The sequence below is a fragment of the Oceanobacter sp. ABM4_470 genome, from assembly GCF_056158645.1.
This window is the reverse complement of the sequence record NZ_JBSWTR010000001.1, coordinates 3,585,433-3,601,299: the sequence shown is the minus strand read 5'-3', so window position 1 is coordinate 3,601,299 and position 15,867 is coordinate 3,585,433. Positions and strand designations below refer to the sequence as shown.

Annotated in this window: 15 protein-coding genes; 4 read left to right on the top strand and 11 right to left on the bottom strand. The window is 54.8% G+C overall.

What is annotated here, in order from left to right; genetic code table 11:
* Window positions 1-15: 15 nt before the first annotated feature.
* The 6 genes from ACXADJ_RS15895 to ACXADJ_RS15870 all read right to left on the bottom strand — a co-directional run bounded on the left by ACXADJ_RS15895 (window position 16) and on the right by ACXADJ_RS15870 (window position 6,430).
* A complete protein-coding gene (locus ACXADJ_RS15895) occupies window positions 16-375 on the bottom strand; it encodes an ATP synthase subunit I (protein WP_245582591.1) in 360 nt (119 codons plus the stop codon).
* Window positions 376-654: 279 nt separating this feature from the next.
* On the bottom strand, window positions 655-1,575 hold the full coding sequence (locus ACXADJ_RS15890; RefSeq protein WP_028292082.1) for a ParB/RepB/Spo0J family partition protein: 921 nt from the start codon (window positions 1,573-1,575) through the stop codon (window positions 655-657).
* A 16-nt stretch (window positions 1,576-1,591) separates the two neighbouring features.
* Window positions 1,592-2,371: a ParA family protein gene (locus tag ACXADJ_RS15885; RefSeq protein WP_036533744.1), complete on the bottom strand. Its 780-nt coding sequence runs from the start codon at window positions 2,369-2,371 to the stop codon at window positions 1,592-1,594.
* 22 nt (window positions 2,372-2,393) lie between these two features.
* Window positions 2,394-3,053: a 16S rRNA (guanine(527)-N(7))-methyltransferase RsmG gene (rsmG, locus tag ACXADJ_RS15880; RefSeq protein WP_051218809.1), complete on the bottom strand. Its 660-nt coding sequence runs from the start codon at window positions 3,051-3,053 to the stop codon at window positions 2,394-2,396.
* A 234-nt stretch (window positions 3,054-3,287) separates the two neighbouring features.
* Complete coding sequence (gene mnmG, locus ACXADJ_RS15875) at window positions 3,288-5,189, bottom strand: tRNA uridine-5-carboxymethylaminomethyl(34) synthesis enzyme MnmG (protein ID WP_475067717.1); 1,902 nt, start codon at window positions 5,187-5,189, stop codon at window positions 3,288-3,290.
* A gap of 449 nt (window positions 5,190-5,638) precedes the next feature.
* On the bottom strand, window positions 5,639-6,430 hold the full coding sequence (locus ACXADJ_RS15870; protein WP_475067714.1) for a hypothetical protein: 792 nt from the start codon (window positions 6,428-6,430) through the stop codon (window positions 5,639-5,641).
* A gap of 245 nt (window positions 6,431-6,675) precedes the next feature.
* Here ACXADJ_RS15870 and ACXADJ_RS15865 point away from each other — a divergent pair, with 245 nt between their 5' ends.
* Window positions 6,676-7,212 carry a TetR/AcrR family transcriptional regulator gene (locus ACXADJ_RS15865; protein ID WP_475067712.1) on the top strand — a complete coding sequence of 179 codons (537 nt, stop codon included), beginning with the start codon at window positions 6,676-6,678 and terminating at the stop codon, window positions 7,210-7,212.
* A 355-nt stretch (window positions 7,213-7,567) separates the two neighbouring features.
* Here the strand turns inward: ACXADJ_RS15865 and mnmE are convergent, their stop codons facing one another.
* The 5 genes from mnmE to rpmH all read right to left on the bottom strand — a co-directional run bounded on the left by mnmE (window position 7,568) and on the right by rpmH (window position 11,532).
* Entirely contained in the window at window positions 7,568-8,962 is a 1,395-nt protein-coding gene (mnmE, locus tag ACXADJ_RS15860) for a tRNA uridine-5-carboxymethylaminomethyl(34) synthesis GTPase MnmE (protein WP_475067710.1), read from the bottom strand.
* A 104-nt stretch (window positions 8,963-9,066) separates the two neighbouring features.
* On the bottom strand, window positions 9,067-10,716 hold the full coding sequence (yidC, locus tag ACXADJ_RS15855) for a membrane protein insertase YidC (RefSeq protein ID WP_475067708.1): 1,650 nt from the start codon (window positions 10,714-10,716) through the stop codon (window positions 9,067-9,069).
* Window positions 10,717-10,718: 2 nt separating this feature from the next.
* Entirely contained in the window at window positions 10,719-11,012 is a 294-nt protein-coding gene (yidD, locus tag ACXADJ_RS15850; protein WP_475067706.1) for a membrane protein insertion efficiency factor YidD, read from the bottom strand.
* Complete coding sequence (rnpA, locus tag ACXADJ_RS15845) at window positions 10,975-11,364, bottom strand: ribonuclease P protein component (protein ID WP_028292090.1); 390 nt, start codon at window positions 11,362-11,364, stop codon at window positions 10,975-10,977. The genes yidD and rnpA overlap by 38 nt, the downstream gene beginning before the upstream one ends.
* Window positions 11,365-11,397: 33 nt before the next feature.
* Window positions 11,398-11,532, bottom strand: a complete 135-nt coding sequence (rpmH, locus tag ACXADJ_RS15840; protein WP_028292091.1) for a 50S ribosomal protein L34 — start codon at window positions 11,530-11,532, stop codon at window positions 11,398-11,400.
* Window positions 11,533-12,053: 521 nt separating this feature from the next.
* Here rpmH and dnaA point away from each other — a divergent pair.
* Genes dnaA through recF form a run of 3 tightly spaced genes read left to right on the top strand, consistent with a single transcriptional unit; the run spans window position 12,054 to window position 15,852 of the window.
* Complete coding sequence (gene dnaA / locus ACXADJ_RS15835; protein WP_475067702.1) at window positions 12,054-13,565, top strand: chromosomal replication initiator protein DnaA; 1,512 nt, start codon at window positions 12,054-12,056, stop codon at window positions 13,563-13,565.
* Window positions 13,566-13,582: 17 nt separating this feature from the next.
* The gene (dnaN, locus tag ACXADJ_RS15830) at window positions 13,583-14,683 is read left to right on the top strand and encodes a DNA polymerase III subunit beta (RefSeq protein ID WP_475067701.1); all 1,101 of its coding nucleotides are present in this window, start codon (window positions 13,583-13,585) and stop codon (window positions 14,681-14,683) included.
* Window positions 14,684-14,700: 17 nt separating this feature from the next.
* On the top strand, window positions 14,701-15,852 hold the full coding sequence (gene recF / locus ACXADJ_RS15825) for a DNA replication/repair protein RecF (protein ID WP_475067696.1): 1,152 nt from the start codon (window positions 14,701-14,703) through the stop codon (window positions 15,850-15,852).
* The last annotated feature ends 15 nt before the right edge of the window (window positions 15,853-15,867 follow it).

Sequence of the window (15,867 nt, the reverse complement as noted above, 5' to 3'; positions counted from 1 at the left end):
TCTCAATCCAGATGTTTAAAAATTTGAGACTTTTGCTGAGGCCAGATGGCCCAGCTGCACCGTCATAAATCCTGCAAACAGTGCAAGTGCATTCAGGTCTTCGACGCGGATGAAGATGACAGAAAAAAACAGCGCCGTTAGAACAAATTTCCAGGTTTCGCCCTGGTAAAGCGATTGCACGATTTTCGGTGCCGACCGGGCACCGCTATAGCGGAACGCGCGCCAGATGAAGTAAGCGTTGGGGACTGCACAGGTGAGTCCTCCCATTAACGCCGACCTGGCGGCTACATCGCTATGTATCCAGGCAACACAAGCAGAAATCAGGGCCAGCGTCAGTTGCAAGATGACGATTCGATACGCTGGCGGGCGCGGCACAGTAGACAAACCGACCTCGTTTCATTGTTGGATTTCTGCTTAGGCCGATGCAAAAGCGCGGTGATTATATGGGCAACCCCTTTGCCCTTCAACCAGTTACGGTTCTTGACGTTGATTATTTGGTCGTAGTGCTTTGGACAGGGAGACAGATCAACAAAAGGAGGGGGTATCCGGCGCCAGCGCCGTGGTTACAGGGCTTTACGGACAGGGAAAGGGGTAAAAAAGGACAAATGTGCCTGCAGGGCATGACACTTTGGTCTCATACCCTGCAATGCCAGCTTATTGAATGTGGCCCAAAATGCCGTCCAGCTCATCCAGGCTGCTGTAATTGATCACCAGCTTGCCCTTGCCTTTGGCGTTGTGGCTGATGGAGACATTGGCCCCCAGACGCTCACCCAACACGCGTTCCAGTCGCTCGACATCGGCATCCGGGCGGGCTTTCGGCGCTTGTTCCTGCTGCTGTTTCTGCTCATGGGCACGCACCAGGGTCTCGGTTTGACGCACAGTCAAGGCCTTGGCGACCACCTGTGCCGCGGCATCACTCTGGGCCTGACCTTCCAACCCCAAAAGCGCACGGGCGTGGCCCATTTCGATGTCGCCGTTTTCCAGCAACGTCTTGACGTCCGGGTTGAGCTTCATCAGACGCAACAGGTTGGCGATGGTGGTGCGGTTTTTACCCACGGCCTTGGCCACTTCCTGCTGGGTCAGCTCAAATTCCTGCTGCAAGCGGTGCAGGGCAATAGCCTCTTCCATTGGATTGAGGTTTTCGCGCTGGATGTTTTCGATCAGCGCCATGGCAATGGCGGCTTCATCCGGCACATCACGAATCAGCACCGGAATCACGTCCAGTCCGGCCAGTCGACTGGCACGCCAGCGACGCTCACCTGCAATGATTTCAAAGCGCTGGTCATCTGCGGCCAGGCGACGCACCACAATCGGCTGCATCAGCCCCTGGGCCTTGATCGAGGCTGCCAGCTCCTCGAGGGCTTCAGGCTCCATATCACGACGAGGCTGGTACTGGCCCGGCTGCAACACATCCAGTGCCAGCTCGGTCAGTTCACCGTCCTTGCGGACTTCGGGTTCTGCTACCGGTGCCGCAGCGGCTTCGGCCACCTCGACAGCGGGTTCGTCTGCTACCGCCTGGCTGCCTGCCAACAGGGCATCGAGGCCTCGGCCAAGGCCACGTTTGCGTTTGGTCATATCTAGTTCCGTAGTCTTACTGGGCAGTGGCGGCCACTGCACGATGGCGACGATTCATTTCACCCGCCAGCGCCAGATAGGCGATGGCACCACGGGAATTACGGTCGTACATCAACACCGGAATACCGTGGCTGGGGGCTTCGGCCAGTCGCACGTTGCGCGGAATCACGGTGTCGTAGACACGGTCGCCAAAGTGCTGTTGTAGCTGAGCCGATACTTCATTGGTGAGGCCGTTGCGCGGGTCGTACATGGTCCGCAGCAGGCCTTCAATTTTGAGTTCCGGGTTGTAGGCGTCCTTGATGGAATCAATGGTTTCCATCAGCGCGCTGAGACCTTCCAGGGCGTAATACTCACATTGCATTGGAATCACCACACCGCTGGACGCCACCAGCGCGTTGATTGTCAGCATGTTCAGCGACGGCGGACAGTCGATCAGGATGTAGTCGTAACGGTCACGTACCCGGTCGAGTGCCTTGCTGAGGCGCTGTTCGCGACCAATCACGTTGATCAGTTCCACTTCCGCGGCCGTCAGGTCGGCGTTCGATGGCAACAGGTCATAACCGGCATCGGCCGCCGGCACGATGGCGTCTTCAATCTCACAACGCTTGGTCAGCACTTCGTAGAGGGAGTTTTCCAGCGAGTACTTATCAACCCCACTGCCCATGGTGGCGTTGCCCTGCGGGTCCAGATCGAGCAGCAGCACCCGGCGCTTGGTCGCCGCCAGCGATGCCGACAGGTTAATGGCTGTGGTGGTTTTTCCGACCCCACCTTTCTGGTTTGTGATCGCCAAAATCATAGTTTGCCACTCTGGAGAAATATCAGTGTTGATCAACGGCTTTCAGACGCAACATATGGCGCTGTCCTTCGACACCCGGCACTTCGATAGGATACGAGGCTTCCAGTTCATATCCCGCTGGCAGTGCATCCAGCTCTTGCTGCGGAAACTGGCCTTTCATGGCCAGGAAGCGGCCATTGTCAGCGCGCAGGTGCTGACACCAGCTGACCATGTCCTGCAAGGAGGCAAACGCCCGGCTGGCAATCATATCGAAGGGTTCTGGTGGATGATACGCCTCAACCCGGTCGTTCACGATGGTCACGTTGGTCAAACCCAGTTCGGTTTTGGCCTGGAACATGAAACGGGTCTTTTTGCCATTGCTGTCGAGCAGGGTCAGGCGTTTGTTCGGGTACATGATGGCCAGAATCATGCCTGGCAGGCCCGGACCGGTACCCACATCAATGATGTTTTCGCCTTCGGCAAAGAAGGACACCACCGCCAGACTGTCGAGCAAATGCAGATCGACCATTTTTTCAGGGTCACGGATCGAGGTCAGGTTATAGGCCTTGTTCCATTTGATCAGCAGGGACAAGTAGCCCAGCAGCAATTCAACCTGTTGTTCGGTGGGTTCCAGCTGCATGCGTTGCAAACCGGCCATCAGGCGGCGACGCATGGATTCAGAAATACCAGCCAGCAGCGACATATATCTTTTATCCGGTTCGGGGAGAGACTCGATTCTAGCGCGAAATACCGACAACAACAGACTGCCAATGTCGGACAATGGATCGCTGGCTGCGACCCATTCGCGAAAGGGGGCGGATACTAGCACAAAGGGCATACCCGCCGTCATGAACTGTGACGGAATTCTTGCAATCCCGTCGACTCAGACAGGCCACCCGATGCCGTCAGGGGTTCAGGTGGCCGTTAAGGTGACGGTTCAGGCGACGGTTTTGTTAGCCAGATTGCGTTTTTTCAGATGAATCAGAATCTGGCTGATGGCCGCCGGGGTAATGCCCTGAATGCGAGAGGCCACACCGAGGGTTTCCGGCTGCAGGTCTTGCAGCTTTTGCTTTACTTCGTTGGACAGGCCACCAATGGCCGAGTAATCCAGATCTTCCGGCAGACGAGTGTTTTCGTAGCGACGCAGCTGCTCAATCTCTTCCAGCTGACGGGCAATGTAGCCGTCGTACTTGGCCTGAATTTCCACCTGCTCGGCAACCCGGTCATCAGCGGATGCCGGCTCACCCTTAAGTGTCGCGATCTGGTCGTAGGTCAGACCCGGACGTTTGAGCAGGTCGTGGAGGTTGTACTCGCGGGTAATCGCCGCTTCACCCAGACCTTCCAGCGCCTCGGCTTCGGCAGTTTTTGGCTGCACCCAGGTGGTTTTCAGGCGCTGGGATTCCAGTTCAATCGCTTCGCGCTTTTCACAGAAGGCGGCCCAACGTACGTCATCAACGATACCCAGCTCACGGCCGATCTCGGTCAGGCGGAGGTCAGCGTTGTCTTCGCGCAGTACCAGACGGTATTCCGCCCGGCTGGTGAACATGCGGTACGGCTCCTTGGTCCCCATGGTGATCAGGTCGTCGACCAATACACCAATATAGGACTGGTCACGGCGCGGCACCCACAGGTCTTTTTCCATCGCCCGCAAGGCGGCGTTGGTACCGGCCAGCAAACCCTGGGCACCGGCTTCTTCATAGCCAGTGGTGCCGTTGATCTGACCGGCGAAGAACAGGTTATTGATGCAGCGGGTTTCCAGCGAGTGCTTCAACTGCTGAGGGTTGAAGTAATCGTATTCAATGGCGTAACCCGGACGGGTAATGTGGGCGCTCTCGAAACCACGCATCGACTGGATGTAATCAATCTGTACATCAAACGGCAGACTGGTGGAAATACCATTGGGGTACAACTCGTTGCTGTTAAGGCCTTCCGGCTCCACAAATACCTGGTGGCTGCCCTTGTCGGCGAAGCGGGTCACCTTGTCTTCAATAGAAGGGCAGTAACGCGGACCGACACCGTCGATGTTGCCGGAGTACATGGCCGAGCGGTGCAAATTGTTGCGAATGATCTCGTGGGTCTTTTCATTGGTATGAGTGATGTAGCAGCACACCTGCTCCGGGTGCTGGTCTACCGAACCCATAAACGACATCACTGGCAGCGGGGTATCGCCCCATTGCTCCTGCATTACGGAAAAGTCGACGCTGCGACGGTCGATTCGCGCCGGCGTACCGGTTTTCAAACGACCCACATCAAATGGCATCTCACGCAGGCGTTGGGCCAGTGCAATTGATGGGATATCCCCGGCACGGCCACCGGCATGGTTTTCCAGACCAATGTGAATCTTGCCACCGAGGAAGGTACCGGCAGTCAGCACCACGGTTTTTGAGTGAATGCGCACCCGGCTGTCAGTCACCACACCGCACACCGTCGCACCCACACCGTCGCCATCCATGATCAGGTCATCACAGCCCGCCTGGAAGATTTCCAGATTGGGCTGGTTCTCGACGATGTTGCGAATTGCCGCCCGATACAGCTGACGGTCAGCCTGGGCACGCGTAGCACGAACCGCCGGACCTTTGCGGCTGTTAAGGGTACGGAACTGAATGCCGCCGAGATCGGTGGCGATCGCCATGGCACCCCCCAAGGCATCAATCTCCTTCACCAGATGGCTCTTGCCGATACCACCAATTGCCGGGTTGCAGGACATCACGCCGACGGTGTCGGTGTTGTGGGTCAACAACAGGGTCTTGCTTCCGGCACGGGCTGCCGCAAGGGCCGCCTCCGTACCAGCATGACCACCGCCAACCACAATCACGTCATATCGAACGGGATATTCCACTGCAACCTCACATACTCAAGGGGAAAAGGGCGCGGAGTATACCAACTTCCCCCGCGCACAGATAGCTTGCTGTGCAATTCTTGAACAAAGCAACTATCCACACCAGATATTCACTGAATCAAGCTGTAAATAACCTTTTCCACAACCATTGAATAACTTCAATTTTCCCAGTTATTTCAAGGAGTTTGGCTGTTTATAACTCAAGAATGAAGAGCCAATTTCAAAAATAGCGGAAATTTCAAAAAGCAGGTTTTCACCAGAATTTACCGCTCAATAACAAGGGTTTGCCACATCTTTCAACAGACTTATCTACAGCCAAAATAGGATTTTTGACCAAACAGTCAATAAGAAAAAGTAAGATTCGCCCAAAAAAGAGGCCAGCGAGCCGCAGTTAAAACGGAGCTTCGCTGGCAATGGGTTCGAGAAAGAAGGGGAGGAGGGGTTTACGCTCAGGCATCGGTTTCGTCATCTGCCGCCACGGCAGAGAAAATCATGTAGTAAACAAGCTCAGAACCACGGATGAAAAACTCCAGCTCACCGTTGGCAGTCAGGGTCGCGTAACCGCGCACATCCTTGGCGTTGTAGTCGTCACAGTTTTTACGCTCAGTAATCGACACGCTGTAAAGGTTAAAGTCGCTGTCGACCGGAGTGATGTAGCCATCAAAGGTGCAACCACCGGTAACCGAGGTAATCGCTCGCAAGCTCGCCGTACCGGCCAGCGGCTCGATGTACAGGGAGTAATCCCCGGCACTCCATTGACCAACCACCTGGGAAATACTGGCGTTGTTGTCCCAGGTGCCGTCGTCCGACAGCAGGAAATTGCCCGCGCTGGTGTCGTTCTCGTAGTCGCCCACCAGGGTGTCGGCATTGGTGGTCGTCGAGTAGGCCAGGCCTTCCATCACATAGCTTTGGGTGGTGCCATCGGCGAGGTAGTGCAAGGCCGTTTCGTCGCTGGCGGTGATCAGGTAGGAAGTCAGCTCCATCACCGCGATCTGGGTGGTTTCATCCAGCGAAATGGTGCCGTAGTAACCCTGTGTGGCATCCAATGCGTACACAGTTCCTTGATAGATAAGCACCCGCAGGTCGCCGTCCTGGTCGAACTGGCCATCCCAGAAGCCGTTCAGAGTCAGGGTTTCACGGCTGACTTCGTTGCCCAGCTCGTTGGTGACATCGTCGTCGTTGTCGACCGATATACAGCCGGCCAATAGCAGGGACAGGGCAGTGGAGACGATCAAGCGCATAGGTAAAGCTCCCGTTTCAGTCCCTTAACCATAGTCAAGAAATTCACCGCCAGCAGCGGCACTGCAACGATTTCGGGCAGACACTGACAAGGGCGTTATTAAGGGCATAAAGACAGCAACGGCCGCTTTGGCTCGGACTTTAGTCGGTAATTGTTAATTTTTTGAACAAAATCCACTTCCGGGCGTTCTCATAATTCCTAACAACCGATAGACTTTTGATCATATTCTGCACAGGGAGAAGGGCCATGAGTGACACCAGAGAACATCTGAAATCGATTGCGACCGACCAGATCTGTACCAAAAACCTGGCTGCCGCGAGTTTCCGCGAAATGGGCAAGGCAGCAGGCATTAAATCCAGCTCTGTGCATTACCACTTCAAGAGCCGCGACGCCTTGTTGCTGGAGCTGATCAAGGACTATCAGAAGGCCTTTTTCGAGCTGCTGGAAGAGCGCACCGAAGGCACCAGCGGCAAGCAACGGCTGCAGGTGCTGTGCGATGTCTTTACCGAATACTTCACCAAAGACCGCCAGTGCATGGCGAGCGCCTATTCCGCCGGTACCCACGAGCTGACGGCCGACAGTTTTGCTGCCACCAATGAGTTCTACGATGCCTTGTATGAATGGGTGCTGGAGTCGCTGGCTAACGTGCGCTTTATGTCGTTGGGCCGCGAAGCCCTGGCACGGGTGGTGGTGTCGTCCCTGCAGGGCGCCTTGGTCGCCGACCGGGTTCGCAACGATGCAGTCAATCTGGCAGCCGTACAGGATCTGATCATCAGTCTGTGATCAAAATCACATAGACTTTTGAAGTGGCATCACAGGCGACAGGAATACTTAAAAAGTGGCAGAAATCAGGAAATATTCCTGATTTCTCTGGAACTTCAGGACGATAATTTAACCAGACTTTGGGTAAAATTTTCGACACCAAAACAACCAGATCCCGAGATTCAGCCACTATGGAAACCGACCAACAAATCACTGACACCGTTAGCATTCCGTCCTCTATTCCTGCCGATCACGATCGTGAGGAAGAATTGTGTTTTGTGAGGTCAGGCAACTGAACTGATCCGGAATAGAAAAAAGGCTCCCATGAGGAGCCTTTTTTGTACCTGAAAATAGCTTTCCCAAGGTAAGCGGGTACTTACTTACCAATACAAAACGACCCGAAGATTTCACCCAGCAAATCATCGGCACTGAATTCCCCGGTAATTTCTCCCAGCGCTTTCTGCGCCGCCCGCAAGTCTTCAGCCAGCAGCTCCCCCGCGCCCATGCCTAACAACTGGTGCATGCCGTTATCAAGCGCCTCTGCCGCCCGGTTCAGAGCGTCGACGTGACGACGGCGGGCGAGGAAGCCACCTTCCGACGCACTGTCGTAGCCCATCACGTCCTTGAGATGCTCACGCAGCAGCTGAACCCCTTGCTGGGAGCGCGCGGACAGGGTCAGGGTTGGGAAGCCATCGCGGTCGCCAAAGCCGACCTGCTCGCCTGATACATCAGCCTTGTTGCGCACCACGGTAATCCGGCCACTGTTCAGCAAGGCATCGGTTTGCTGCTGGAGGCCGCTTTCGTCGTACAGCGCATGCAGCAGCTGTTGTGGATCGGTTTCAGCACTGGTGCTGTCGATCATCAGCAGTACCCGATCGGACTGGCGAATTTCGTCCCAGGCGCGCTGGATACCAATACGCTCGACTTCATCCGGCGCATCACGCAAGCCCGCGGTATCGATGATGTGCAGCGGCATGCCATCAATGTGAATGTGCTCGCGCAGAACGTCGCGGGTGGTCCCGGCAATGTCGGTTACAATGGCCCGTTCCTGACCGGCAAGAGCGTTCAGAAGTGAGGACTTACCTGCGTTGGGACGCCCGGCAATCACGACGTTCATTCCTTCGCGCAATATTGTTCCCTGATTCGCCGCCTGAATCACATCGGCCAGGGCGGCACGGGCATCACGCAGCATGGCTTCAACCTTGCCATCCGAGAGAAAGTCGATTTCTTCCTCCGGAAAGTCAATCGCGGCTTCGACATAAATACGCAGCTGTACCAGTGTATCCAGCAAGGTCTGAATACGGGCTGAGAACTCCCCCTGCAGCGAACGCAGGGCGCAGCGAGCCGCCTGCTCGGATGCAGAGTCAATCAGGTCGGCAATGGCTTCCGCCTGGGTCAGATCCATTTTGTCGTTGAGGAATGCACGCTCAGAGAACTCGCCCGGTCGTGCCAGACGGGCACCGCGAGCGACGCAGTCGTTCAGCAACAAATCGAGCACCACCGGACCACCATGGCCTTGCAGTTCAAACACGTCTTCTCCGGTAAAGGAATTTGGTCCAGGGAAGAACAGTGCAATGCCCTCGTCCAGAACCACACCATCAGAGCTCGTGAATGGCCCGTAGTGAGCATATCGGGGCTTTGCCTCAATACGGGTAACCGCTTGACCTATTTCACGCGCCTGCGGCCCTGAGAGACGAATGATACCGACACCACCACGACCGGTAGCGGTCGCAATGGCGACGATGGTGTCCTGATGAATGAACTCAATCATGGCAATCCTCAATGACGTTGCGGCATGGCGGAACAAATAACGCAGTTTTACCACGAAAAACGGGAGCCGAAGCTCCCGTTTTCAGGTCAATCCAGCAAGCGAAATCAGGCTTCGCGCTCGATCTGACGGGTGATGTAGTACTGCTGGGCAATCGACAGAATGTTATTCACTACCCAGTACAGTACCAGACCAGCCGGGAACCACAGGAAGAAGATGGTGAACACAATTGGCATGAATTGCATCACACGAGCCTGCATCGGGTCTGGCGGAGTCGGGTTCAGCTTCATCTGGATAAACATGGAAGCACCCATGATCAGCGGCAGGATGAAGTATGGGTCCATTACGGACATGTCCTGAATCCACAGTGCAAACGGCGCCTGACGCAGTTCAACGGACTCCATCAGTACCCAATACAGTGAGATGAACACCGGCATCTGGATCAGAATCGGCAGACAGCCACCCAGCGGATTGATCTTCTTGTCGCGGTACAGCTTCATCATTTCCTGACCCAGCTTCTCGCGGTTATCGGCGTACTTCTCTTTCAGTGCCTGCATTTCCGGCGCAACCTTACGCATGTTGGCCATGGAGCGGTAGCTCATCGCAGACGGGTAGAAGAACAGCAGCTTCACACACAGGGTCAGCAGGATAATCGCTACACCCCAGTTGCCGATCAGGCTGTGGAAGAAGGTCAGCACGTGGAACAGCGGCTGGGCGATGAACCACAACCAGCCGTAGTCGACGGTCAGGTTCAGGTTCTCGGCAATGTTCTCAAGGCTGTCCTGATCTTTAGGACCCACGTACAGCTTGGCGCCTGTGGTCGCGGTTTCACCGGCTTCCACGTTCAGTGGCTGGTCGTAGAAACCAAAGATGTAGTTACCACGCACATAACGACCGTTGTAGGTGTGCTGCTGATCCTGCGCCGGTACCCAGGCAGACAGGAAGTAGTGTTGCAGCATGGCCGCCCAACCACCTTCTTCAACGGCTTTGAAACTGTCGTCTTCAAGGTCGTCGAACGTCACTTTCTCGTAACGGTTTTCGCTGGTTGTCAGCGCCGCACCCAGGTAGGACTGCATGCCCATACCACCGCTCTGGGATGGATCGGCAGAGCCGTCACGCTTCAGTTGGGCGTAGAAAATACCGCGCCAGTCGTTGTTGGAACGGTTGTGGATGCGGTACTGCACGTCAATCAGGTATTCGCCGCGCTTGAAGGTGAACACTTTCTCGATCAGAGCCTTGTCGGTTTCCGTCGACAACACCACTTCCACCGCGTCAGAGCCGTCTTCCAGGCTGTAACGGTTGGTTTCAGCGTGGTAAAGCGCGGCGCCATCGGTATCCACACCATCACGACCAATCAGACCACTCTGGGCCACGTAGGTACGACGCTGGTTGTTTTCCATCAGCACAAACGGTACGTCTGGCTTGTCGATGGAAACCGGGAATTGTGGCAGCAACACCTCGGTGATTTCGCCACCGTTCGGGTTGATGGTGACTTTCAACACGTCGGTATCGACAGTGATCAGCTCACCACTCGGTGCCTTGGCGGTGGTGGTCGGAGCCACGGCATCGCTGGCAACAGCAGGCAGCTCGGTGTCCGCAGAAGAGGCAGTTACCGGAGCATCAGAGCTGACTTCAGACTCAATCGCAATGGGAGTATCAACGGTGGAATGGTGACCGTAGTCGTTATTCCAGTTGATGAAGAGCATGTAGCTTGTGATCGCCAAGCCAGCGTAAATAACCGTACGGCGGATATCCATGTTCAGGGTTTCCGTTGACAACAGTTGGAAGGGGAAGAATTCGGTTCAGGAACCAGATCAACGCCATGGGAGCCCCATGGGTGACACTTGCACAAACGCCGGGCGGTCAGCTGACTGCCTTTGAGTGCACCGTGTTTCTGGATAGCTTCTACCGCATAGGCAGAACAGGTCGGATAAAAACGACAGCGGGAGGGCAATAACGGACTGATGGCGTATCGATAAAAGCCAATCAGCCACAAAAGTACTTTGGCGGAAAGCTTAACGTCGCTTTTTGTGTTTGTTACCGGACTTGCCATGATTGGGTCGCTTCAGTCGAAACCAGAGGGCGTCAATCATCTCACGTAACTCACGGTTGTCCAGTTTCGTCACACCGGAGCGTGCCAGAATCACGTAGTCACGGGACTCAAGCTCATGCTGGTGATGTCGAAAGGATTCGCGAATCAGACGTTTGACACGATTCCTGTCAACCGCATGTCTGATTTGCTTCTTTGCCAGCACAAAGCCCAGACGAGCATTCTGTTGCTGGTTTGAAGAAGCCAGGACAAGCAAGTGGGGAGTACTCCCGCGCCACCCGGTGTTATCAAAAACCCGTTTGAACTCAGCCGGTTTCAGAAGTCTGGCATCACGGCCAAAGCCAAATTCAGTCATTGATAACCCGTTGGTCGGGAGCATTTAGCTCGCTTAGGCAGACAGGCTCTTACGGCCTTTAGCACGACGACGTGCCAGAACCTGACGGCCATTCTTGGTAGCCATACGTGCACGGAAACCGTGGTTACGCTTGCGCTTCAGAACGCTTGGTTGAAATGTACGTTTCATAATCGGATACCCGGTTGAGTTTTGGGGTCAATTTTTAAGGGCGGCAATTGTATGAGAAAGCGACCCCAATGGCAATGGCGGATTTATAACCAATTTTGGTGACCGATTTGGCGGTTTTCGAACAGTTTTCAGTACTGATGAACAATGTTTGATGGTGAGAAAAAAGAGTGATTGTTGATGTTGCTGTTGTTATGTCGGGGCAAGACTGTGAATAAGTCATTTAACGCCATGATTTAAAAGAGTTTTTTCTCTTAAAAACCTTGTCAGTTTACGGTGATGAGAATGGGATTAAGCTGACCGGAAGGGGTGGAAAAAAGTGCGCTTTGGTAAGCTGGTCATTTCCCGTCACGGTTTTTTGTGGATGAAAATTCCATTTGTGCTCCGGTTTTCCACAGATTAACAGCTCTGGAATACGCATTTCTACTGGGTTTTGATTAAATCTCTGTTTAACTTGTGGATAACGTGGGAGTCATTGGATAGACTAGCGCCTCGTTTAAGCTATGTCGTGAAAAGAGGTGTATGTGACGGCTCTGTGGGAAGAGTGTTTGCGGTATCTGGAACATGAATTGCCAACCCAGCAGTACAACACCTGGATTCGGCCCTTGATTGCTTCCGAGCAGAACCAGCGCATGGTGCTGAGTGCACCCAACCGGTTTGTGAAGGACTGGGTCAAGGACAAGTACCTGACTCGCATTCAGGAAATTCTTTCCGAGCTGAATGGCGGCCGCCTGACGCACGTGGATCTGACGGTAGGGGAGTCCCAGCCGATGTTCCGTGCGCCACAAGCCAGCACCGCGCCGCCACCCCCTCCGCCAGCCCCGGCTGCGCCACAAGCGCCAAGCTTTGCTGAAACCCGCGCGCGGGCGGAAGATGATGAGCCGATCCAGGATGACTTCATTGGTCACGGCAACAACACGATAGAAGAAGCACCTGCACCGGTTACGCCGGCGATGGCCGCGCCCAAGCAACCGGCGCCGCGTCGCGAAGTGCAGGTAGAAGGTGGTTTGAAGCACCGTTCGTTCCTGAACCCTTCCTTCACCTTCAAAACCTTTGTTGAAGGTAAGTCGAACCAGTTGGCTCAGGCGGCGGCTCGCCAGGTGGCAGAAAATGCCGGCGGTTCCTATAACCCCCTCTTTATATATGGTGGTGTTGGTCTGGGTAAGACCCACTTGATGCACGCCGTGGGGAATTTCCTGCAAACCAAGAATCCCAATGCCAAAGTGCTCTACGTTCACTCCGAGCGTTTTGTGCAGGACATGGTAAAAGCGCTGCAATTGAACGCCATTAACGAGTTCAAGCGGTTTTACCGGGGTCTGGATGCCTTGCTGATTGACGACATTCAGTTTTTTGCGGGCAAGGAACGTTCCCAGGAAGAATTTTTTCATACCTTTAACGCCTTGTTGGAAGGCGGCCAGCAGATGATTCTGACCTGTGACCGCTATCCAAAAGAGATCAACGGTCTGGAAGAACGTTTGAAGAGCCGTTTCGGCTGGGGGCTGACGGTCGGCGTTGAACCGCCAGAGCTGGAAACCCGAGTGGCCATTCTGATGAAAAAGGCCGAGCAAAGCGGTGTAGACTTGCCGGATGATGCCGCCTTTTTTGTGGCCCAGCGCATTCGCTCGAACGTACGTGAGCTGGAAGGTGCCCTGAAACGTGTGATCGCCAGCGCCCAGTTCACCGGCAGCAAGATCGACCTTCCTTTTATCAAGGAATCGTTGAAAGACTTGCTGGCTTTGCAAGAGCGCCAGGTAAGCATTGATAATATTCAGCGTACCGTGGCTGAGTATTACAAAATCAAGATCTCTGATTTATCATCTAAGCGCCGGACCCGATCCATTGCTCGTCCACGCCAGGTGGCGATGGCCTTGAGCAAGGAATTGACCAACCACAGCTTGCCGGAAATTGGCGAAGCCTTTGGTGGTCGGGACCACACCACGGTGTTGCATGCCTGCCGTAAAGTAAAAGAGCTGCAACAGACCAACGCAGACGTGCTTGAGGACTACAAGAATCTGCTGCGTTCACTGACAACCTAGGACCTGAGTGGAGAACCATGAAATTCGTAATCTCTAGGGAAGCTTTGTTACGCCCCCTGCAACTGGTAGCGGGTGTTGTTGAAAAACGACAGACCCTGCCGGTGCTATCCAACGTACTGTTGGAAGTGCGTGGACAACAGCTGTCTCTGACAGGTACCGACCTTGAGGTGGAACTGATCGGTCGCGTTACCCTGGACGAGGTTGGGGTTGAAGGTGAAGTTACCGTACCCGGCAAGAAGCTGATGGACATCTGCCGTTCCTTGCAGGATGGCTCCCAGATTGAAATCGCGCTGGAAGATCAGCGTGTGAATGTACGCTCTGGTCGTTCACGTTTTACCTTGTCGACGCTGCCGGCTACCGAATTCCCGAACATTGAATCTGTTGGCGAAGAACAACAGTTCACCATGCAACAGCAAGTGCTGCGTCGTGCCATCGACCGCTCAAGCTTTGCCATGGCGCAACAGGACGTTCGTTACTACCTCAACGGCATGCTGTTTGAAGTGGGTGCTGAATCCCTGCGCACGGTAGCCACTGACGGCCACCGTCTGGCGACCTGCTGTGTGGATGTGGCTGGCCCGGACGAGCACTCCCAGATCATCGTACCGCGTAAGGGCGTACTGGAACTGGCGAAGCTGCTGACCGAAGGTGAGAACAGCGTCACGCTGTCGATCAGCAACAACCACCTGCGTGCCCAGACTGAAAACTTCACCTTCACCAGCAAGCTGGTGGATGGCAAGTTCCCGGACTACACCCGCGTGATTCCGAAGAACGGCTCCAACGTGCTGTTGGCCGACCGTCAGGAACTGCGTCAGGTGTTTCAGCGCACCGCGATTCTGTCCAACGAGAAGTACCGCGGCGTACGTTTGGTGCTGGGCCCGGATCTGCTGAAAGTGTTCGCCAACAATCCGGAACAGGAAGAGGCAGAAGAGTCCCTCGCGGTTGCCTATGACGGCAGCGGCCTGGAAATGGGCTTCAACGTATCCTACTTGCAGGACGTGATGTCGGTACTGAACACCGAACAGGTGAAAATGACCCTGTCCGACGCTAACAGCAGCGCGCTGCTGGAAGAGCCGGAGTCTGGTGATTCCCTGTACGTTGTGATGCCAATGCGTCTGTAGTCTCAGGACCTCTTTCTATGCCGATTCGGCAACTCTCTGTCAGTGGCGTAAGGAACCTTGCGCCACTCGACCTTAAGCCTCACCCGCGGGTGAACTTTATCTACGGCGATAACGGCAGTGGCAAAAGCTCCTTGCTGGAATCCATCGCCTTGCTGTCGACTGGCAAGTCTTTCCGTTCCAACCAGATCAAACAGCTGATCAAGCATGAAGCCGACCGGCTGGAGCTGCGCTGTGGTCTGTCGACGGAAGCCGCTGACGAAAACAGCGCTGTGGATATGGAAGATGAAGGACTCAAGGAGCTTTACAGCCTGCGCTTGCGTAACGGCGACGTGCTGTTCCGCTTTGACGGCTCGGTGCTGACCTCACAAGCGGATGTGGCGACGCATTTGCCTGTACAGGTGATAGAGCCCAATACCTTCCGCCTGTTAGTTGGTTCACCGGAAGACCGCCGCCAGTTTCTCGACTGGGGTGTGTTCCATGTGGTGCCGGAATTTATCGAACAGTGGCGGGTCTTCCGCAAGGTGCTGAAGCAACGCAACAGCGTGCTGAAGCAAAAAGAAGAGAGTTGGCTGGACGCCTGGGATGGTGGCTTTGTAGAAGCCAGCGAAAAAATTCACCAGCACCGGATTCATTACATCGAGCAGTTTGTGCCGCGGTTTGAAGAAACCCTCAAGGCGCTCGATCCCAATATTCAGGTGCGACTGGCCTACTACCCGGGCTGGGAAAAAGATTCCAATCTGGCTGACGTATTAAACCGTCAGCGAGAGCGTGATTTGCAGGTCGGTTATACCCAATCCGGGCCACACCGTGCCGAGCTGCGCATCAAGGTCGACAAGCTGGCGGCAGCGGATGTGCTGTCACGTGGCCAACAAAAAACCGTTGTGGCGGCACTGAAGCTGACACAAGGCATTCTATTCAAACAGCACTGTGGTACTGCGCCCATTTATCTGGTCGATGACCTGGCGTCAGAGCTGGATTCTGGCCATCGTTTGGCTTTATGCCAGCTGCTGGAAGATTTAAAATGTCAGGTCTTTATCACCAGTATTGAAAAGCGGCAGCTAATGGAAAGCTGGAGCCCGTCTGACTACAAAGTGTTCCACGTGGAACGCGGCGAGGTCCGGGAAGAATCCCGGCTTGATCAAGCAAACGCAGAAGAGCCGCAGGGCTGATACCCGCATTCAATT

Coding starts and splice junctions, on each gene's coding strand:
- ACXADJ_RS15890 (WP_028292082.1), bottom strand. CDS start 1,575: ATGACCAAACGCAAACGTGGCCTTGGCCGAGGCCTCGATGCCCTGTTG.
- ACXADJ_RS15885 (WP_036533744.1), bottom strand. CDS start 2,371: ATGATTTTGGCGATCACAAACCAGAAAGGTGGGGTCGGAAAAACCACC.
- rsmG (WP_051218809.1), bottom strand. CDS start 3,053: ATGTCGCTGCTGGCTGGTATTTCTGAATCCATGCGTCGCCGCCTGATG.
- ACXADJ_RS15870 (WP_475067714.1), bottom strand. CDS start 6,430: ATGCGCTTGATCGTCTCCACTGCCCTGTCCCTGCTATTGGCCGGCTGT.
- ACXADJ_RS15865 (WP_475067712.1), top strand. CDS start 6,676: ATGAGTGACACCAGAGAACATCTGAAATCGATTGCGACCGACCAGATC.
- mnmE (WP_475067710.1), bottom strand. CDS start 8,962: ATGATTGAGTTCATTCATCAGGACACCATCGTCGCCATTGCGACCGCT.
- yidC (WP_475067708.1), bottom strand. CDS start 10,716: ATGGATATCCGCCGTACGGTTATTTACGCTGGCTTGGCGATCACAAGC.
- yidD (WP_475067706.1), bottom strand. CDS start 11,012: ATGGCAAGTCCGGTAACAAACACAAAAAGCGACGTTAAGCTTTCCGCC.
- rnpA (WP_028292090.1), bottom strand. CDS start 11,364: ATGACTGAATTTGGCTTTGGCCGTGATGCCAGACTTCTGAAACCGGCT.
- rpmH (WP_028292091.1), bottom strand. CDS start 11,532: ATGAAACGTACATTTCAACCAAGCGTTCTGAAGCGCAAGCGTAACCAC.
- dnaN (WP_475067701.1), top strand. CDS start 13,583: ATGAAATTCGTAATCTCTAGGGAAGCTTTGTTACGCCCCCTGCAACTG.
- recF (WP_475067696.1), top strand. CDS start 14,701: ATGCCGATTCGGCAACTCTCTGTCAGTGGCGTAAGGAACCTTGCGCCA.